This is a genomic window from Proteiniclasticum aestuarii (assembly GCF_017368455.1).
Lineage (GTDB): Bacteria > Bacillota > Clostridia > Clostridiales > Clostridiaceae > Proteiniclasticum > Proteiniclasticum aestuarii.
The window spans coordinates 1-19,920 of the sequence record NZ_JAFNJU010000014.1 but is presented as its reverse complement, the minus strand read 5'-3'; the positions used below and the strand labels follow the sequence as shown (position 1 = coordinate 19,920).

Genomic DNA, 19,920 nt, shown 5'->3' with positions numbered 1-19,920 from the left:
AATGGTTTTTTGGTGCAATAATGTACTTTAGAATTTTAGTGAACTTATAAGTGAATCAGGAGTAGCAAATGATTCTTGAAAATATAACCAATCATGGACAAAAGTGACGCAATATACCCATGATTCATGTACGCCCTGAGTTCATACCTGTTTCTGCTAGGACAGTCCAGCTTTGGTGCAATTCAGATAGAATACTATATGTTTCATATTCAATCGTTTGAAAAGAACGTATGCGCTATAATTTTCTTAAAGAAATTCCAGAAAAATAGTGCATAAAGGTGATGATCAGGGTGCTGAAAAGTTACAAGACGGAAATACATCCGACGGAGAAGCAGAAACATAAAATAAACAGAACCATCGGTGTCTGCAGGTTCATCTACAATTTCTACATTGCTGAAAACAAAGAGATCTACAAAGCAGAGAAAAGTTTTATGTCCGGAATGGATTTCTCGAAATGGCGAAGCAATGAATTCCTGCCAGAGAATCCGGAATACCTGTGGATCAGAGAAGTCAGCAGCAAAGCTGTGAAGCAGAGCATCATGAATGGGGAGAAGGCTTTCAGGAAGTTTTTCAGGAAACAGTCCGGATTTACGAGATTCAAGAAGAAGAACAGGTCGGATGTGAAGGCATACTTCCCAAGGAACAACTCAAGCGACTGGACCATTGAAAGGCATCGCCTGAAAATACCCACACTGGGATTTGTCAGGCTGAAAGAGAAAGGATACATCCCGATGGGCTCCATGGTGAAAAGCGGGACCGTATCCATGAAGGCAGGCAGATATTACGTATCTGTGCTGATTGAAGCAGAGGAGAAGCCCTATGATGTGCCCGAAGGAAATGGCATCGGCATAGATCTGGGCATCAAAGATTTTGCGGTGGTAAGCACCATGGAGAATCCATTCGCAAACATCAACAAGACAAAATCCGTGCGTGACCTGGAAAAAAGGCTGAAACGCGAACAAAGAAGGCTTTCGAGAAAATACGAAAGCCTGAACGTCAGAAATAAAGAAACGAAAGGAGAAGCTACTAGACAGAATATCCATAAGCAGACCATAAAGGTACAGAAACTTCATCAGAGACTTTCCTGCATAAGGGAAAATCACATCAATCAGGTAATCCGTAAGGTGATCAGGCAAAAACCACGTTTCATCACCATGGAAGACCTGAACGTGAGCGGCATGATGAAGAACAGGCATTTAGCGAAGGCTGTACAAGGCCAGAACTTCCATTCCTTCAGGCTGAAACTTGCTGACAAGTGCAGGAAGAACGGAATAGAGTTGAGAATTGCTGACAGGTGGTATCCTTCAAGCAGGCTGTGCTCGGAATGTGGTTCCATCAGAAAGGATCTGAAGCTATCTGATAGAACCTACAGATGCGATGCGTGCGGCTTCGTCATAGACAGGGACAGGAATGCTAGCATAAATCTTCTGAATGCCAAAGTCTACACGGTAGCACTGTAACGCTACTGTAGATGTGTACCGATGGCTAGTCGGGAATTGACGACTGTGGACTGTACAGGAACTTGTGAGTAGCAGCTCAGGAAACTGAGGCGAAAGCATACAGGAAGAAGCAGTAAAAGTCTCGATATGGATAGTTGTCCATATTTTGAGTAGCAGTGATTTTGATTGAAGATAGGTGTAATCATGGGCGGGATTTCCAGTGAAAGAGAAGTTTCTCTTTCCTCAGGAAGAGAAATCCTGAAGAATATAAATTTCAATGGATATGAAGGTGTGGAAATCGTTCTGGACAGCAAGAAGGATATCTTCGAGAAGGTGAAGGGGATTGATTTTGCACTGCTGGCGCTGCATGGGAAATACGGCGAAGATGGAACGGTGCAGAGCATTCTGGACAGTCTGGACCTGCCTTATTCCGGATGCGGCATGGCTTCCAGCGCGGTCTGCATGGACAAGGATCTGACCAAATGTGTATTGAAGAGCAAAGGAATCCGCACAGGCGACTGGTTCATCGTCAGAAAGCCGGAAGACGTGACGGAGGAAAAGGTGAGAAACCTTGGATTTCCTGTGGTGGTGAAACCCAACAGCGGCGGGTCTTCCGTGGCCACCTTTATCTGCAGCACCATGGAAGAAGTGATGGATGGGGTCAGAGAAGGTCTTCTTGTGGATTCGGAAGTGATGATTGAAGAGTTCATCAAAGGCGATGAGATCACTGTACCGATTCTGGATGGGAAAGTTCTTCCTACGCTCATCATCAAACCCAACAAGGGCGGTTTCTTCGATTATTCCTCCAAGTACGAAGCAGGCGGTGCAGAGGAAGTGATCATAGAGTATGAAGAAGCGCTTCAGAAAGAGATCCATCAGATGGCCATTGACACCTTTCGTGTGCTGAAATGCGATGTCTATGCCAGAGTGGACTTCATCATAAGAGACGGGATTCCTTATATCCTTGAAATCAATACACTGCCGGGCATGACAAGCACCTCACTCTTTCCGAAGAGTGCGGCAGGCATCGGCATGGACTATAAGGCGCTTCTGGATGCAATCATACAGATTTCACTGAAGCTGAGAAGCCCTGAAAAAGAATAGAGAAAGCAAGAAAAAGAAGCGGTGTCGACCCTGATGCGTACAGGAGACACCGCCCTTTTCTATTGCCATATTACCTACATTCTCTATTTCTTCGCATAACTGACGATGAGGTCAAAGGTGGCTTTCATGGATTCCATATGGGTTCTCTCATAGCCGTGGGAGGCGAATACGCCTGGTCCGATGAGTGCGGTTCTGATGTCATAACCGGCACCAAGTGCCGCGGAAGCGTCGGAACCGTAGAAGGGATAGATGTCTGTGGCATAAGGAATGTTCTCTTCTTCACAGAGCATCTCCAGGCTTCTTCTCATTTCGTAGTCGTAGGGACCGGAACTGTCCTTGGCGCAGATGTTCACTTTATATTCCGAACTGTTCTGATCGTTTCCTGGAGCCCCCATATCCACCGCGATGAATTCCGTGAGGTTTTCCGGCAGAGCAGCCTTGGCACCATGGCCGACTTCTTCGTAGTTGGAGATGAAGAAATGAAGGGTCTTATGGAGCTTTTCCTTCTTCAGGGTCTTCATGGCCTCCAGCAGGATGGATACACTGGCCTTGTCATCAAGATATCTGGATTTGATGAACCCGTTTGGAAGAATTCTCAGTTTGGGTTCTATGAAGATGAAATCTCCGACACTGATGCCCAAGGCCTTGACATCATCGACACTGTGGACCTTCTCGTCGATGATCACTTCCATGGTCTGCTGTTTTCTTTCCAGAGAGCGCGCATCTCCTCCATCGATGTGGACGGAAGGCTTATTTGTCTGGACCGTTCCGCTGATGAGTTTTCCCTGAGAGGTTCTGATCCAGCAGTTCTCTGATTCCAGTGTGTTGTACATGTAACCGCCCAGCAGCATGAACTCGAGGCTTCCTTTCCCTTTTATGGATTTCACCATGGCACCCAGCGTATCCACATGGGCGGAAAAGAGTCTTCCTTCTTCACTTTCCCCCTTTATGGTGGCTAAAATGGCACCTTTGACGGTTTCCTTGTAGGAGATGCCTGATTCATCCAGTTCCTTCCTGATGTACGCCATGACTTCCTGGTGATACCCGGTGGGACTGTGAATCTCGATGAGCTCTGTAAGTGTCTTGCTTATGTTCTGTTCAAATGACATAGCTTACCTCCTTCAATAATCTGTTTTCATAGTATCGTAAAATCAGATCGATGTATAGAATGTATTGTGTTTCTTCCTCTGGATCCCACGTGAAAAAATGAAATCCAGAAACTGAAACTGAAATTGTTAATTTTCGCAATCTTCATTGCCCTTCCAGAAATTTTCAAGTATGATGGACTGGATAATGATTATTAACTGAGTCTCATGGCAAATGTGATCATGAACATCGTTCTTTGTAACATATTTGTGAGATTTTGCAGGATATCTCATGTTATAATACTTATGTTGAATAGACTGAATTTACAAACGCAATAGATATGGGAGGGCAGGGTAATTTAATTACCGGACAATATGAAGAGAAAAACAATCATCGCAATCATTCTTACCATTGCGTTATCCGGTGCAGGTGCCATCACCTACAGAGGATATGCAGTGGAAAAAGAGAAACAGCTGGCAGAGTCCATTGTTTCAGAAGCAATAGCCCAGGCTGAAATCATTCAGCAGGAGCAGGACCGGAAAATCATAGAGGCATGGAGCGACAAAGTCTATCCAGGTGTTTCCGTCATGGGAACGGATCTATCCGGAAAGACCAGAGAAGAAGCCAGAATCATTCTGGATACGGACGTGTCGGAAAAGCTCAAAGAGCATCAGCTCACGGTGAGCGCAAAGGACCAGATGTTTCCACTGACTCTTGCAGAACTTGAAATTGAAGTGGATTCTGCTACGCTAGCAGAGGAAGCTGTAAAACTGGGCAAGAGTCTACCCGACGAGGAAAAGCTGACCAGAATCAGCAGACCATCGGAAGAGGAACTGAGCCTTTCCTTCGGACACAATGAAGAAAAAATCGCTGAATTCGTCAAGAAAGTCACCAGTGAAGTGAATCAGGAAGCGAAGAATGCGACAATCAAGAGAAGCGGCGGAGAATTCATCATCGGAGAACACGCGGAGGGGCGTGTGGTGGATGAGGACAAACTCATGAAAGATCTGAAGAAAGCCATTGATGAACTCAATCCGGACCAGGTGGTTCAAGCGGATATCGTGGTATCCCAGCCTAAGATCACCACAGAAGCTCTGGCGAAGATCGACAGTCAGCTGTCCGTCTACACTACAAACTATGCTTCTTCCGCAGCAGGGAGAAAGTACAATGTAGGCTTTGCCGCTTCCAAGATCAACGGAGCGGTCATCATGCCAGGTGAGACCTTCAGCTACAATCAGGAAGTCGGTCCTGTCACGGCAGCGGCAGGATTCAGAAGTGCAGGCGTCTACATAGGCAATAAGGTGGAAGAGGGCATCGGCGGAGGACTCTGTCAGGTATCCAGCACACTTTATCAGGCAGCGCTTCACAGCAATCTTGAAATCGCGCAGAGAAGAAACCATTCCATGGCCGTATCCTACCTGAAGCCAGGAATGGATGCTGTGGTTTATGGTCCCTATCTGGATCTTCAGTTCACCAATACCTATGAGAATCCCGTATACATTTATGCCTACGGTGATGACAGGAATCTTACAGTGGCTGTCTATGGACATAAGGCGGATATGGGTGGATATACCTATAAGATCTTCAGTGAAACCACCTCTGTCATCCAGCCGAAGAGCATAGAAAAGGAAGATCCCACCATGTTTGTGGGTGAAACGGAAATCGAGTTCAAGCCTGTAACGGGTTATACGTCAAAAACCTACAAGCAGACCATCAAGGACGGCAAGGTCGTGAAGACGGAACTGATCTCCCAGGACAGCTACAAGAAGGTGGACAAGGTGGTCCTGGTGGGCACGAAACCAAAGCCGGAAGAACCAAAGCCGGAGCCACAACCAACACCAGTGGAGCCACCAGTTGAAAATCCGGTGGAACCACCAGTAGAAGAAGGCGATAATTAGGATTCCGACGCATAAGAAGCAGTAAACAGAAATGGATTCACCTATGGTGAGTCCATTTTCACTACATAGAGAGATATAACGGTAAATTCATATTCTCCTGGATGGGTATATGTTAAAATAATTCTAGATAAGAGCAGACAGGGCAGCTGAAACAGATAAATGGAGCAGAAGGAGTTTGAAGCTATGGAATATGTAAGAAAAATTGAAGAGAACATTGAAAAAGTCATCATCGGCAAGAACAGCGTCGTGAAGAATATTCTCAAGGGCATTCTGGCAGGGGGTCACATTCTCATTGAAGACATACCAGGCATCGGAAAGACGACCCTGGTGAAAGCCCTTGCCAAAAGTCTTAATCTGTCCTATTCCAGAATACAGTTCACACCGGATCTGCTTCCATCGGATATTCTTGGTGTCTCCATCTACAATCAGCGGGATATGAGTTTTGAATTCAGAAAAGGTCCGGTTTTCGCCAATATTGTTCTGGCTGATGAAATCAACAGAACCTCACCGAAGACCCAGGCAGCGCTTCTGGAAGTCATGGAGGAGTTCCAGGTTTCAGAAGGGACTCAGAGCTACAGGCTTGAGATGCCTTTCTTTGTCATGGCTACACAGAATCCCATCGAGTACGAGGGAACCTTTAATCTTCCGGAAGCTCAGCTGGACCGTTTCATGATGAGAATCAAGATCGGATATCCTTCTCAGACGGATGAGGTGAGTATTCTAAGAAATTTCAGAGAAGAGATTCCCATAGAAAAGATCAGTCCCGTGGCATCGGTGGAAGATGTGCTGATGCTTCAGCAGAAGACAAAACAGGTGAAGGTTTCAGAAGAAATCTATAAATATATTGTTGATATCGTCAAGGAGACCAGAGAAAGCAAGCTGTTCACACTGGGCGCCAGTCCAAGAGCATCCATCGCCCTCATGAGAGTGAGCCAGGCTACGGCACTTATGAAAGGGAGAAGTTATGTGATTCCGGAAGATGTGAAGGAAAACGCCGGCATGGTTCTTGCGCACAGACTGATTCTCTCCTCCTATGCAAGAGGTCAGGGAAGCAATGCCTATGAAGCGCTCCAGGTGATGATTTCCACGGTAGAGCCGCCTAGAATGGATGATTAGCCATGAGAATAGATTACAGATTCATCTTCGGGTTTCTCATTTCCATTGTTCTTTACTATACCATCGGGGGGATTGTGTTCACATCCCTCTATTTCATTTTCCTCAGCATGTTCATTCTTGCCCTTCTGACGATTCTTCTATTCTCTTTCAAGGTCTACGGAAAGCTGTCGGCCATGAAGGAGCACTATGAGGTCTTTGAGACAGCAAAGCTGAATCTCCAGATCTTCAATGACTCGCGAATCTTTCTTTCCTTTGTGACCGCAGTCAATGACTATGCGGAAATCGAAACGAGAAGTGTCAACGGCAGAAGCAAATCTCAGGTGATCTTCAATTTCTACTTTCCCAAAAGAGGGGTTTATGAATTCAGTCATCTGAGTATTGAAATCAGGGACTACTTCAATATCTTCACCATCAGAAAAGCTCTGCTGAAGGAAAGCGTTCGGGTCTATCCGAAGACAAGAATCCTGAAACCCATGGAGTTTGAAGTAGGGGTTGGTAACGAAGGCATCCGTCAGTCCTCCTCCTCCGTGGAGGATCCCTATATGACCAAGGAAATGAGAAGATATCAGACTGGGGACAGTCTGAAGAGAATCAACTGGAAAGTTTCAGCGAAGCATGGGGAGCTCTATGTGAGGCTTGGCGAACAGACCAAGGGCATAGACTACCTGCTTGTCATTGATATGAATGAAGACATCTACAAGCTGGATGATGATGGCGCGAAGGAAGAAATGCTCATCGCAGAAGCTCTGGCAGTGTCGCATCTTCTGCTTAAGGAAGGAAAAGAACACAAGGTGATCATCAATGGCCTGGAGCGCAAAGAATTCGATATGAGAAGAATGCAGCAGCATGATGCCCTGGTGGAGTTCATGGTGGAGCATGACAGTAGTGGAACCAAACCCATGCAGGACTTCATGAGCGAAAAGACAGAGGTGTTTCAGGGGGCTTCCTCCATCATTCTCTTTACAGGAAACCGCAATCCCAATCTCATGAAAGTGGTCATGAAAATGAAGGACCGCTATAACAGGATCACCTGGTTTGCAGTGGAGGATGAAAGAAGTAGAGAGTCTGAGTATGAGGGTGTTTCTCTGAAATATATAGGTGAATGATATGAGTAAAATGAAAAATCTGGTGATACCCCTGGTCATGGTCTTCATCAACATGATCATCATGGCCATGGTTATGGAAAGCGCCTATTATATCCAGGGATTCCAGTACGGAGAAATCTGGATCTATGCGATACTGCCTATTACAATCGTATTAGGCCTGATCGGCATGCTGAAAGGAGAAAATATCTGGTACAGACTGGGCTTCTTCTTTGTCATACTAGTCAGTATCTATATCCTTTATTATCGGGTGAAGACCATTGATGTCGGTGCGATTCCGGAAGATATCAGCATCATCAACAGTGCCATCATGAAAGGGGAAGACATCCAGTTCGAGAACTTTCTGAACACCATGAAGCTTCTGATGGTGGTGGGGTCGGCGATTCTTTCAGTAACGCTTTATATCTTCCCTTATAATATGGTCATTCTGGATATGGGGCTTCTGCTCTTCCTCTGGATTGTGGACTATTACAACAATTCCTATGAGTATGTCCGGTTCTTTGTGCCCATCTGGGCGTTCAGCATACTGTTTTATCGAAGCACCCTCTACGATCGGGAAGTGAAAGTGCTGAAAGTCAACCGGAACAAGAGACTGCTCCAGGGTGTGATTTTCACGCTCATCATCACCTTAGCTTCCTTCTTCATCGATATTGAGGAGAAGGGCATCTATTCAGACAGGCTTTGGAATTTCTTCAACGGCCAGGTGGTGACTCAGAACTCCATCAACGGAAGAAATATTGAGGATCCCTTCAGTATTTCCATGTCCGGATACAACAATTCCGAGAGCAAACTGGGCGGTGACATCATCATCAATGAAGAAGAGGTGCTTCATGCGGTGGGGGATGGCCCCATCTATCTCAGAGGCAGCGTGAAGGTGAACTATCTGGGAGACAGGTGGACCAAGGAGTTCAGAGACTACCTGGAGACTGGCAGCATTGTGGAGGAGAAAATATCCTATTACGAAGAGGTGGCAGGAAACGAGGAACTGAACATCCTGGAGATCAGGCCCATAAAGGAGATGACCTCCCATCTCTTCAACAGCATCTACACACGGGATATGGCCATCTCGAATAACCTGGCGCTTCTGTTCTATGATGAAAAGTATGATGTGTTCACCAGCAACAAGACGGTGACCAATGATTATTTCATCACCTATTTCGAAGAAGAACTGGTGAGAGGGTATCTTGCTGAAGTGGCAAGCCCATCGGCAAGGGATGAGGCATTTCTTGCCAATTACGAGGAATATCTTCAGATTTCAGATACCATCACCACCAGAACCATGGATCTGGTGTTTGAGATCATTGAACCCACCATGAGCAATCAGGAAAAGGCTCAGGCGCTGACCGATTATCTGAAGACCAATTACACCTATACACTGGAACCGGGGGATCTTCCAGAAGGGGAAGATTTTGTGGACTATTTCCTTTTTGAGAATCCGGAAGGGTACTGCGTCTACTTCGGTACAGCTCTGTCCAATATGCTGCGTATCGCAGGAGTCCCCACAAGATACGTGGAAGGATTCAAAATGGCCGACGAAAGAGATGGGGGCAGATTCATTGTAAGAAACAGCGATGCTCATGCCTGGACAGAAGTACTCATCGATGAGGAAAATGACATCTGGCAGATCTATGACGCTACAGGCACCCCAAGAGAACTGATTTTCAATGAAGGACCGGAAGAAACTCCGACGGAAGGAGAAGAACCTGTGGAGAATCCTGAAACACCTGTGGATGAAGAGGAAGACCCTCTGAATCCTCAGCCTGAAGACGAAGTGGAAGAAACGCCGGAAGAAAAACAGGAAAGAGTTTCAAGGAATATCATGCTCAGCGTCATTTCAGCATTGCTCATTCTGTTTGCATTGAGAGTTGCGTATAGAAAATACAAAATCCATCAGATGATGAGGAGCTCCTCTCTGAAACCATACTTCAGGGAAGTGAATCGCGGACTGAGCTTCATGTATTATTCCAGAAAACAGGGAGAAACCTATCTGGAGATGGCAGATCGCATCCGGGATGATGAACTGAGGGAAAGCTACACGAAACTTGTGGAAGAAGTATACAGGGAAGAATATAGTGGAGAAACAGGCGAATTCAGCAGAAGACAGGAGCTATACGATGATGTATACGGTATCGTAAGAGAATTCCGAGGACCAGTCTTCACGTTCATCAAAAAATTCATTGTCTGATATGCTAAGATTGAAGAAGAAGTCAAGAACCAGAAGTAAGGAGAACGATACATGTATAAAATGATTTGCATCGATATAGACGGGACGCTCATAAGACCGGACCTGACTGTATCAGAGAGAGTGGCACAGGCCATCGGAAAGGCCAAGGAAAAAGGCCTGATTATTGCACTCAGCACAGGAAGAATGCACAAAAGTGCACTGATGTACTCGGATGAACTGGGGCTTACCGATCCCATCGTTTCATCCAATGGTGCCTATGTCAGTGAAAGAGACGGAAGCAGGGTCTATTATGAGGAGAATTTAAGCGCAGAGGATATGCTGCTTATTCAGAATGTATTAGATGGGCATGATACGAAAATCAACTGGTACAATCATGGAACCATGTATGTTTCAGAATACAGAGATTATGTGGGCAGATATGAAGCTCTGGCGAAAACTCTGCCGGAGAACAGAAGAATCATCATCAAATATCTCAATGAGGAGTTCACACTGAATCATCTCATCGAGGAAACCGGTAATGCCATACAGAAGGGAATCGTCTTTCCGAAAGCGGAACGGATATCCGCCATCAGAGACCAGATTTCAGCAAATCAGAGAATCAAGGTGGTCAGTTCCGGAACTGACAATCTGGAATTCACGTCCTATCTTGCGGATAAAGGGTTAGGCGTACTTTCTCTGGCAAAGGCCAAAGGAATCCATCCTGATGAGATTATTGCCATAGGCGACAGTGAAAATGATCTTTCCATGCTGAAGGTGGTGGGGATGCCTGTAGCCATGGGCAATGCCATGCAGAGTGTACTGGATGTGGCAGAATATGTCACCGATACCAACGTCAATGACGGTGTTGCGAAAATGATTGAAAAGCTAGTGCTGAGTGAGGGATAGAAGATGATCAATATCGTTCTTTTCAGACCTGAAATACCCCAGAATACCGGAAATATCGGAAGGACCTGCGTCCTGACCAATGCGAAGCTTCATCTCATCGGTCCCATGGGGTTTTCCATAAGCGACAAGACGGTGGCAAGAGCAGGCCTTGACTACTGGGATGAACTGGATGTGACACTATATGGAAGTTATGAAGAACTCAGAGAGAAGTATAAGGACAGTAGATTCTACTTTTCCAGCACCAAGGGCGTGAAGCGTCATTCAGATATTGTATTTGAAGAAGATGTCTTCATTGTCTTCGGCAGAGAATCCAGTGGTCTTCCCGAATATATCATGGAAGATAACAGAGAGCAGCTCTTTCGCGTACCCATGGCAGAAAGCAGCACCAGAAGTCTCAATCTGTCGAATACAGTAGCCATTGTTGCCTATGAAGCCCTGAGACAGCTCGGATATCCCCATATGAAATAAATTAAGAAGAAATTGCATAAACCACTAAAAGAACTGGTTTTCAAGGAGAATTGAAAGCCAGTTCTTTTAAAGTGACTGTAAACGATGTGACAATCTCACAAAGAATCGCCTTGAGATTCAGGAAATTGCGAAAAAACACGTACAATGAGCCCTTTGCAGAGTAATAATAGTTGTGGTTTTTCGGTAAAAAAGATATAATAAATGCAACGACAAAAGTCGAACGAATTATTTGGAGGGTTTTTTAATGAAAAAAATGCTTGCTATTCTAATGTCAATCATGTTGGTTGGTATGGTACTTGCTGGTTGCGGATCCGAAACCGATGGGGAAGCGGGAGCTGACGGTTTTGAAATCGCACTGATCACAGACAAGGGTAATATCGATGACAAATCATTCAACCAGGGTGCTTGGGAAGGTGTTGTTGAATTTGCGGAAGCAGAAGACATCACACATAAGTACTATAAGCCGGAAGAAGCTTCCGACGCAGGTTACCTTGCTGCTATTGACTTAGCTGTTCAGGGTGGAGCAGAGGTTATCGTTACACCAGGATTCCTGTTTGAAGTTGCGGTATACGAAGCTCAGACAAAGTATCCTGAAGTGAAGTTCATTCTTCTTGATGGTGCTCCTCATACAGCGGATTACTCCACATTCGAAACCAAGGAAAATGTTGCCAGCATCATGTACTCTGAAGAAGAATCAGGTTACCTGGCTGGATATGCTGCTGTAATGGACGGCATGACAGATCTTGGATTCATGGGTGGTATGGCGGTTCCTGCTGTACAGGCATTCGGATACGGATATCTTCAGGGTGCTGAAGCTGCAGCTACCGAAATGGGTCTTGAAGATGGCGCAATCGAAGTGACCTATCACTACACAGGAAACTTTGAAGAGACCGACACAAACAAGGCTACTGCTAAGACCATGTATCAGGAAGGCGTAGAAGTCATCTTCGCATGCGGCGGTTCTGTTGGTAAGAGCGTAATGTCAGCTGCTGCAGAATCAGACGGAAAGGTGATCGGTGTTGACGTTGACCAGAGATATGACAGCGAAACTGTAATCACATCTGCCACAAAGGGGCTTGCAGCTTCTGTTGTTGCTGTACTGGATTCCATCTACAACTCAGACAGCTGGGCTACTTATTCAGCTAAAACCACATACTTCAACGCTGCGAACGATGGTGTTGGTCTTCCAACAACAGTAATCGGTGATGAAGGTGCGGATGCATTCGACAGATTCGAATCATTCGACAAAGCTGCATACGATGAGATTTTCGCTTCACTTGTAGACGGAAGCGTTGAACTTGTAAGAACATTTGAAGTTGCAGATGCCAATGGTTATGCTACTGCAGAAGAGCTTACATCAAATCTTGGATTAAGCAAGGTTAGTGTTTCTGTAAGATAGTTCAAGTGTGAATTTCACTGGATTATTGGATGAAACCTATACATCTAGGAGTTTTCAGTGGGGGAAGGCGAGAGTTTTCCCCCATTTTCCAACTAAAAAATAAAGTGATAAGAAGAGGTTAAAGTGGATAATTATATTATTGAAATGAGAAATATAACAAAAGAATTCCCCGGTATTATCGCGAACGACAATATTACCCTTACCTTGAAAAAAGGAGAGGTCCATGCACTGCTCGGAGAAAACGGAGCAGGAAAATCAACGCTCATGAGTGTTCTTTTCGGGCTGTATCAGGCTGAAAAAGGTGAAATCAGGAAAAACGGAGAAGTTGTGAAGATCAACAATCCAAATGATGCCAATGCGTTAGGAATCGGTATGGTGCATCAGCATTTCAAACTGGTGGAGATCTTCACGGTTCTTGAGAATATCATTTTAGGGGTAGAGCCAAATAAAATGGGCTTTCTTGAAAAGAGTGAAGCAAGAAAGAAAGTTGTCGAATTAAGCGAAAAATACGGACTGAAGGTGAATCCTGATGCAGTGATCGAGAAGATTTCTGTGGGGATGCAGCAGAGAGTTGAAATACTCAAGATGCTTTATAGAGACAATGAGATTCTGATCTTTGATGAACCTACGGCTGTCCTTACACCACAGGAAATCGAAGAGCTTCTGCAGATCATGCGTGGTTTTGCGGATGAAGGAAAGTCAATTTTATTTATTACACATAAGCTGAATGAGATCATGCAGGTGGCTGACAGGTGTACTGTTCTACGCAAAGGTAAATATATTGGTACGGTGGATGTAAAGGATACCACCAAGGAAGAGCTTTCCAAAATGATGGTAGGTAGAGACATCAATTTCTCTGTGGAGAAGGAACCTGCAGAGCCTAAGGACGTGGTTCTTTCCGTAAGAGGCGTGACGGTGCCAAGCCAGACGCACAAAAACAATGCGGTCAAGAATGTTTCCTTTGATGTGCGTGCAGGAGAGATCGTCTGTCTTGCAGGGATTGATGGAAACGGTCAGACGGAATTCGTATCAGCCCTCACAGGACTGGAAAAGATGACGTCCGGAACCATTACGCTGGCTGGAAAAGACATCACAAAAGCGTCCATCAGAGAACGATCCAAAGCTGGAATGAGTCATATTCCCGAAGACAGACATAAGCACGGACTTGTGCTGGATTATTCTCTGGAAGAAAACATGATTCTTCAGAGATACTGGGAGCCTGCTTTCCAGAAGCATGGATTTCTGAAGTTCGATGCCATGAGAAAATACACGGAAGAGCTGGTGGAGAAATTTGATGTCCGTAGCGGACAGGGCCCTGTTACCATGGCCAGAAGCATGTCTGGAGGTAACCAGCAGAAAGCCATACTTGCCAGAGAAATCGACAAGAAACATGAACTTCTGGTGGCTGTACAGCCTACAAGAGGGCTTGATGTGGGGGCCATAGAATACATCCACAAACAGCTGGTGGAAAGAAGAGACGCGGGGAAAGCGGTTCTTCTGGTTTCTCTGGAGCTGGATGAGGTCATGGATGTCAGTGACAGAATACTGGTCATGTACGAAGGCGAAATCGTCGGAGAACTTGATCCTAAAACCACGACGGTGGAAGAGCTTGGTCTATATATGTCAGGTGCGAAACGTAATACCGTAAAGGAGATTAACCATGCAGGATAACACAAATTCAAAGAAAAATGGATTTACTATAAAAAGCATTACGCATAGCAAGGGATTCTCAGCATTTACGGCAGCGCTACTAGCCATTGCTCTGGGACTGATTGTCGGATTCCTCGTTATGCTTGTTGCAGATCCGTCCAATGCACTGAAAGGCTTCAACAGTGTCCTTACCGGCGGGCTGAGAAGAATCGGAGACGTGTTCTATTTCGCCACACCGATTCTTATGACCGGTCTGGCTGTGGGCTTTGCCTTCAAAATGGGACTGTTCAACATCGGTGCTTCCGGTCAGTACACCATGGGGATGTACTTTGCTCTCTATGTTGGTTTCATGTGGGATATGCCCAAGGGAATCCACTGGGTTGCAGCGATTGTTGCAGGTATGATCGGAGGTATGCTATGGGGATTCATCCCCGGCATCTTCAAAGCACTCCTCAACGTGAATGAAGTCATCACTTCCATCATGTTCAACTACATCGGAATGTATCTGGTGGATATGCTCATTCAGGGGAACAGCAAGATGTATGTGTCTTCCATGACGAGAACTGCCTACCTTCCAAGTGAGGTTCAGATTCCTTCCCTTGGCATCTCCGGTTCCAATGTGAACTTCGGAATTGTACTGGCTATTGTCATCGGAATCATTCTGTACATCGTATTGCAGAAAACAACTTTCGGATATGAACTGAAAGCCACAGGTTTCAATAAGTTCGCCGCGGACTATGCTGGGATGAAGGGAAAGAGAAACATCATTCTGACTATGGGCATCGCGGGTGGTCTGGCAGGACTCGGTGGCGCTTTTGCCATTCTTGCACCTTCCGCCATCGCGGGCAGCAGCATGACTTATGAGCCCATCAATATCATTGCAGCCAACGGGTTCAATGGTATTGCCGTAGCTCTTCTTGGTAATGCGCACCCCATCGGTGTCATCTTCTCCTCTGTTTTCATATCCCATATCCAGAGAGGTGGTACACTTGCCAGCCTTTATGGCTACAAGCCTGAAATCATCGATATCGTCATTGCTGTCATCATCTATTTCGCAGCCTTTGCCATGATCATGAATTCGGCTGCTGCAAAATTCATCAAAGCCAGAAGAGACAAAATGCATGCGGTTTCGGAGGCCAAGAGCATCGTAGACAAGGATGCATCCAGTGATACAAAGGAGGCGAATAAGTAATGGATACTTTATATTATCTGATTCAGAATATGCTTCCTGTTGCGATTCCACTCCTTCTGGTAGCCCTGGGCGGAATGTTCAGTGAACGTAGCGGTGTCATCAATATCGGACTGGAAGGAATCATGCTCTTCGGTGCATTCTTCGGAGCGCTCTTTGTCTATTTTGTGCAGGGGTCAGAGATGGGTCCTCAGACGATCCTTCTGCTGGGGATGATCGTAGGAGCGGTTTCAGGATTCATCTATTCTCTGCTGCTGTCTTTTGCAGCGGTCACCATGAAAGCCAATCAGACCATCACTGGTACAGCGATCAACATGCTGATTCCAGCAGTCATTCTGCTGTTTTCAAAAATGTTTTTCAATTCTGACGGTATCACCACTAATATGAATTTCTATATCCGTGAAGTGCCTGTGTTGGGTCAGATACCGGTACTTGGACAAATGTTCTTCCAGAGAACCTACCTTACAGTTTATATCGGGTTCTTTCTCCTGATAGTGGCCACGGTGGTTTTCTACAAGACGCGATTCGGTCTGAGACTGAGAGCCTGCGGAGAACATCCTCATGCTGCGGATTCTGTGGGAATCAACGTCTACAGAATGAGATACGCAGGTGTCAGTATATCCGGTGTTCTGGCAGGAATAGGAGGGTTCTTCTACTCAGTCGGTGTCATGGATGGAAATGTCAATGGGCATACTGGTGTTGCCGGATTCGGATTCCTGGCTCTTGCGGTTATGATTTTCGGGCAGTGGAAGCCTTTAAGGATTTTCTGGGCAGCGCTGTTCTTCGCATTCCTGAGAACACTGGCTTATTCCGTATCGCTGATTCCATTCCTGAATAATCTGGGAATCAATCAGACCTACTACAAGATGCTGCCTTATATCGCCACAATGGTGGTACTGGCCTTCACTTCCAAGAAGTCCAGAGCGCCCAAAGCGGAAGGTATTCCATACGATAAATCTCAAAGATAAGAATAGACTGTGCAAGAGGTGCTTCAGTATTGAAGCATCTCTTTTTTAGATGAAAGGCGTTTGTACTGATTCAAGTCTTAACAGCTCGCTCTTGGCAGTCAATCATGAATCATGAATCATGTGATTTTCATGTTGAAATGATCTGGAAAATGAAGTATACTATACGAAATATCAAACTCGATGACGAGGAAGAGTAAACTTAAACGTGTTTTCAAAGAGAGTGGAAGAATGGTGGGACTTCCATATTACAGTTTTTGTTGAATGGGCCTTCGAGAGGCGGAGCGAAACCTTACAGTGAGGGAGTAGTATCTGACGGGAGCCTTCCGTGAAAAGGGATAGGATATGTTAGTATCCGAAATTGAGATACGTTTCTTGTTGAGATACGTGAAATCAGGTGGCAACGCGAGTGACTTCGCCCTGTATGGGGTGGAGTCTTTTTTACGTTAAAAATCAGGTGAAGGAGGGATCGGTATGTGGTGAAAGAATCTGAATGACGAAAAACGCTGGCAGAACACTCTTATTTTGAAAGGAATGAATGAAATGAATGTAAAGAAAATGACACTATCCGCTATACTGATCGCCGTCGGCTATATCCTTCACCAGATTGTTCCGGGGATTCCATTCTTAGGTGGAATGAAAATGGATTTTCTTCTGGTCATGATGTTCTTCTCCATATTCCTTATGGATAATTACCGGGAAGTCCTAGCTGTGGCTCTTGTCTGCGGTATCATCTCAGCGCTCACGACCACTTTTCCTGGAGGACAGATTGCAAACCTGGTGGACAAGGTCATTACAGGGTCCATCGTGTTCATCGTGTATAAAAATATGGGGCAGAGGATACCAAGGCTCATGAAAGTCAGCATTATCGCACTATTCGGGACCATCGTCAGCGGAGCGATATTTCTATCCGTGGGGCTGGCAATTAGTGGAGCACCCATTTCGTTTATGGACCTCTTCATTGGCATAGTGCTACCCACCTCTGTTCTGAACACCGTGTTGTCTGTTTTCATGGAGAAAATAATGGAACGGGCAGGCTATATGAAAGTGCTGAGTGAAGTGTAAATCTTAAAATTTTCTTAGTTTCCTGAAGCTTATTTTGATAATCAAAGTGCATCCAGTATACTTTTACATAGTATGAACTATACTGTCAGAGGGTAGCAAAATGGATCCCACTGATGGAATATAGAAAAGAAGCGAGGAAAAACATTATGGATAAAATCAAGCTCATCACAGACAGCACCTGTGACCTGACTCAGGAACTGATCGAAAAATACGACATACATGTACTTCCCTTATCTGTTCACATCGGTGACAAGTCCTATAAGGATGGTGAATCCATCACCTTGACGGAAATGTATGAGGGAGTGGAAAAGGGCAGTGCCTTTCCAACCACCAGTCAGGTGAATCCGCAGGAATTCCATGACGTCTACAAGAAGTATCTGGATGAAGGCTACAAGATCGTCTCTTTCCATATTTCTGCGCTGCTGTCTGGAACCATTCAGTCTGCTGAGATTGCCAAGGACATGCTGGAAACGGAAGACATCACCATAGTGGATTCCAAAGGAGTCTCAGGGGTTCTGTTCTTAGCCCTGGTGGAAGCGGGAGAAAAGATCAAAGCAGGCGGCACCCTGGATGAGGTCGTTGCAACACTTCAGGAAACAGCTGAAAAAGTGAAGCTTCTTGTGACCTTTGATACCATGGAGTATCTTGTCAAAGGGGGAAGAGTGCCAAAATCTGTGGGCGCCATCGGTGGATTCCTAGGCATTAAGCCGCTGATATCCATCAAAGAAGGAAAGCTTGAAATGGTGGATAAGGCAAGAGGGTCTAAGAAAGCCCTTAAATCCCTGCTGGCATTTATCGACAGCACACCCAGGAAGAAAGACTCCAAGGTCGTTGTGATCAACTCACTGGACAGTGAAGTAAACAGAGCGGTGATCAGTCATCTGGAAAAAAGCGGTATCGGTTACCACGAAATTGAAGTGGGATGCGTCCTGGGGGTCCATGCAGGACCAAAACTTGTAGGTATTTTTGTACTTACTGATTAATTTAGTGTTATTCTATTCACTCCAAATAGCGAAAAAGAGAGCATATGCTCTCTTTTTCTGCGTGGAGATGTTCCGGAGAGATGGGCTCGATTAAATTGAGTGCAATATGTTTACAAATACCCTGATTGGGTATATTATATTAAGTACGGTATGGAATTTACTTCCATTCTATATTATTATTAATCTTGAAGTAACCATGGGGAGGTAATCATGTCACATATTTATGAAACGATTATATTAGGAGGAGGTCCGGCAGGACTATCCGCAGCACTATATGCAGGAAGAGGAAAGCTGGATACGCTTCTTATAGAAAAAGCCACATACGGTGGTCAGGTGGCCACAACCTATGAAGTGGATAACTACCCTGGAACAGATCTGGGCATTACAGGGCCCGAACTTTCCGATAAGATGAGAAAGCAGGCTGAACATTTCAATACGAAGTTCACAAAAGAAGATATCGTCAGTGTGGACTTTTCCGATACCATCAAGAAAATCGTCACCAATAAGGGTGAATACCTGACGAAGACCGTCATCATCGCAACAGGTGCACAGCCAAAGATGGTCGGATTCAAGGGGGAAATCGAATTACGGGGCAGAGGCGTATCCTATTGTGCCACCTGTGATGCTGACTTCTACACGGATCTGCCTATTGCTGTCATCGGCGGAGGTGATTCAGCCCTTCAGGAAGCGCTCTATCTGACCAAATTCGCATCGAAAGTGACCATCATCCACAGACGTCAGGGATTCAGAGCAGCGCAGTATCTGGTGGACAAGACCAAGGCGAATCCGAAGATTGAGTTCCTTCTGGACACGGTTGTGGAAGAAGCCATGGAAGAAAACGGTCTGCTTACCGGCCTTAAAGTGAAGAATGTCATCACAGAAGAAGTCAGTGATTTTCCTGTAGATGGTGTGTTTGTATTCGTAGGATACGAGCCCATTTCAGAAATCTTCAAGGGGAAGGTCAATATGAACGCCTTTGGTGAAATCATTACAGATGTATACATGAAGACCGATGTTCCTGGCGTGTTTGCGGCAGGAGACATCCGAGAAACCACCATCCGACAGGTCATCACAGCAGCAGCGGATGGTGCAGTTGCCGCGATCTCATGTGAGAAGTATCTGGAAGAAATGGAATAGAACATTGGGCATGCAAGGGAGTGTTTTCTTTGGAGGCCACTGAAAAAGTGGCTCACAATAAGTCTGCCTCGAAGAAAAGAGAGAGAAGAACGCAAGTTATGCGAAACTTCTCTCTCTTTTCTTTTTTATTCGGTGCTCTTACCTGTATTATTCTTCTGTTATTTATCGACTAAAGCCAATGTTCTTTTGACATTCACTGCAAAAATTGCGAATGCACCTTGTAAGGTCATGCCAAACAGACCTCGGCT

Annotated in this window: 16 protein-coding genes and 1 other annotated feature; of the genes, 15 read left to right on the top strand and 1 reads right to left on the bottom strand. The window is 45.4% G+C overall.

Features of this window, described 5'->3' with window-relative positions; genetic code table 11:
- The first annotated feature begins 290 nt into the window (after positions 1-290).
- Both J3A84_RS14325 and J3A84_RS14320 read left to right on the top strand, forming a co-directional pair.
- The gene (locus tag J3A84_RS14325) at positions 291-1,460 is read left to right on the top strand and encodes an RNA-guided endonuclease InsQ/TnpB family protein (protein ID WP_207600735.1); all 1,170 of its coding nucleotides are present in this window, start codon (positions 291-293) and stop codon (positions 1,458-1,460) included.
- Between the two features lie 165 nt (positions 1,461-1,625).
- A complete protein-coding gene (locus tag J3A84_RS14320) occupies positions 1,626-2,543 on the top strand; it encodes a D-alanine--D-alanine ligase (RefSeq protein ID WP_207600734.1) in 918 nt (305 codons plus the stop codon).
- 83 nt (positions 2,544-2,626) lie between these two features.
- On the opposite strand, the gene J3A84_RS14315 is transcribed toward J3A84_RS14320, so the two are convergent.
- Entirely contained in the window at positions 2,627-3,652 is a 1,026-nt protein-coding gene (locus tag J3A84_RS14315) for a M42 family metallopeptidase (protein ID WP_207600733.1), read from the bottom strand.
- Positions 3,653-4,003: 351 nt separating this feature from the next.
- On the opposite strand from J3A84_RS14315, the gene J3A84_RS14310 reads away from it, so the two are divergent.
- The 13 genes from J3A84_RS14310 to trxB all read left to right on the top strand — a co-directional run bounded on the left by J3A84_RS14310 (position 4,004) and on the right by trxB (position 19,672).
- Positions 4,004-5,527, top strand: a complete 1,524-nt coding sequence (locus J3A84_RS14310; protein ID WP_207600732.1) for a VanW family protein — start codon at positions 4,004-4,006, stop codon at positions 5,525-5,527.
- A gap of 183 nt (positions 5,528-5,710) precedes the next feature.
- Entirely contained in the window at positions 5,711-6,643 is a 933-nt protein-coding gene (locus J3A84_RS14305; protein ID WP_242694274.1) for an AAA family ATPase, read from the top strand.
- A 2-nt stretch (positions 6,644-6,645) separates the two neighbouring features.
- Entirely contained in the window at positions 6,646-7,749 is a 1,104-nt protein-coding gene (locus J3A84_RS14300; RefSeq protein ID WP_207600730.1) for a DUF58 domain-containing protein, read from the top strand.
- A 1-nt stretch (position 7,750) separates the two neighbouring features.
- Entirely contained in the window at positions 7,751-9,931 is a 2,181-nt protein-coding gene (locus tag J3A84_RS14295) for a transglutaminase-like domain-containing protein (RefSeq protein WP_207600729.1), read from the top strand.
- 51 nt (positions 9,932-9,982) lie between these two features.
- The gene (locus tag J3A84_RS14290; protein ID WP_207600728.1) at positions 9,983-10,816 is read left to right on the top strand and encodes a Cof-type HAD-IIB family hydrolase; all 834 of its coding nucleotides are present in this window, start codon (positions 9,983-9,985) and stop codon (positions 10,814-10,816) included.
- 3 nt (positions 10,817-10,819) lie between these two features.
- A complete protein-coding gene (locus J3A84_RS14285) occupies positions 10,820-11,284 on the top strand; it encodes a tRNA (cytidine(34)-2'-O)-methyltransferase (protein ID WP_207600727.1) in 465 nt (154 codons plus the stop codon).
- A gap of 244 nt (positions 11,285-11,528) precedes the next feature.
- A complete protein-coding gene (locus J3A84_RS14280; RefSeq protein WP_207600726.1) occupies positions 11,529-12,683 on the top strand; it encodes a BMP family lipoprotein in 1,155 nt (384 codons plus the stop codon).
- Between the two features lie 123 nt (positions 12,684-12,806).
- Positions 12,807-14,354, top strand: a complete 1,548-nt coding sequence (locus tag J3A84_RS14275) for an ABC transporter ATP-binding protein (protein WP_342590977.1) — start codon at positions 12,807-12,809, stop codon at positions 14,352-14,354.
- Complete coding sequence (locus J3A84_RS14270) at positions 14,344-15,525, top strand: ABC transporter permease (protein ID WP_207600725.1); 1,182 nt, start codon at positions 14,344-14,346, stop codon at positions 15,523-15,525. Before J3A84_RS14275 ends, J3A84_RS14270 begins: the two co-directional genes overlap by 11 nt.
- Positions 15,525-16,490 carry an ABC transporter permease gene (locus J3A84_RS14265; RefSeq protein ID WP_207600724.1) on the top strand — a complete coding sequence of 322 codons (966 nt, stop codon included), beginning with the start codon at positions 15,525-15,527 and terminating at the stop codon, positions 16,488-16,490. The genes J3A84_RS14270 and J3A84_RS14265 overlap by 1 nt, the downstream gene beginning before the upstream one ends.
- A 171-nt stretch (positions 16,491-16,661) precedes the next feature.
- Positions 16,662-16,913 (top strand) — a binding site (T-box leader).
- A 117-nt stretch (positions 16,914-17,030) separates the two neighbouring features.
- Positions 17,031-17,552 carry a tryptophan transporter gene (locus J3A84_RS14260; RefSeq protein ID WP_207600723.1) on the top strand — a complete coding sequence of 174 codons (522 nt, stop codon included), beginning with the start codon at positions 17,031-17,033 and terminating at the stop codon, positions 17,550-17,552.
- A gap of 146 nt (positions 17,553-17,698) precedes the next feature.
- Positions 17,699-18,535 (top strand): DegV family protein, encoded by an 837-nt coding sequence (locus J3A84_RS14255; protein ID WP_207600722.1) that lies wholly within the window; start codon positions 17,699-17,701, stop codon positions 18,533-18,535.
- Positions 18,536-18,745: 210 nt separating this feature from the next.
- Positions 18,746-19,672 carry a thioredoxin-disulfide reductase gene (gene trxB, locus J3A84_RS14250; protein WP_207600721.1) on the top strand — a complete coding sequence of 309 codons (927 nt, stop codon included), beginning with the start codon at positions 18,746-18,748 and terminating at the stop codon, positions 19,670-19,672.
- Positions 19,673-19,920 lie beyond the last annotated feature (248 nt).

Bases quoted from the DNA above. Each gene is read 5' to 3' on its own strand.
- J3A84_RS14295 (WP_207600729.1), top strand. From the start codon at position 7,751: ATGAGTAAAATGAAAAATCTGGTGATACCCCTGGTCATGGTCTTCATC.
- J3A84_RS14315 (WP_207600733.1), bottom strand. From the start codon at position 3,652: ATGTCATTTGAACAGAACATAAGCAAGACACTTACAGAGCTCATCGAG.
- J3A84_RS14305 (WP_242694274.1), top strand. From the start codon at position 5,711: ATGGAATATGTAAGAAAAATTGAAGAGAACATTGAAAAAGTCATCATC.
- J3A84_RS14270 (WP_207600725.1), top strand. From the start codon at position 14,344: ATGCAGGATAACACAAATTCAAAGAAAAATGGATTTACTATAAAAAGC.
- trxB (WP_207600721.1), top strand. From the start codon at position 18,746: ATGTCACATATTTATGAAACGATTATATTAGGAGGAGGTCCGGCAGGA.
- J3A84_RS14255 (WP_207600722.1), top strand. From the start codon at position 17,699: ATGGATAAAATCAAGCTCATCACAGACAGCACCTGTGACCTGACTCAG.
- J3A84_RS14310 (WP_207600732.1), top strand. From the start codon at position 4,004: ATGAAGAGAAAAACAATCATCGCAATCATTCTTACCATTGCGTTATCC.
- J3A84_RS14265 (WP_207600724.1), top strand. From the start codon at position 15,525: ATGGATACTTTATATTATCTGATTCAGAATATGCTTCCTGTTGCGATT.
- J3A84_RS14300 (WP_207600730.1), top strand. From the start codon at position 6,646: ATGAGAATAGATTACAGATTCATCTTCGGGTTTCTCATTTCCATTGTT.
- J3A84_RS14280 (WP_207600726.1), top strand. From the start codon at position 11,529: ATGAAAAAAATGCTTGCTATTCTAATGTCAATCATGTTGGTTGGTATG.
- J3A84_RS14290 (WP_207600728.1), top strand. From the start codon at position 9,983: ATGTATAAAATGATTTGCATCGATATAGACGGGACGCTCATAAGACCG.
- J3A84_RS14285 (WP_207600727.1), top strand. From the start codon at position 10,820: ATGATCAATATCGTTCTTTTCAGACCTGAAATACCCCAGAATACCGGA.
- J3A84_RS14260 (WP_207600723.1), top strand. From the start codon at position 17,031: ATGAATGTAAAGAAAATGACACTATCCGCTATACTGATCGCCGTCGGC.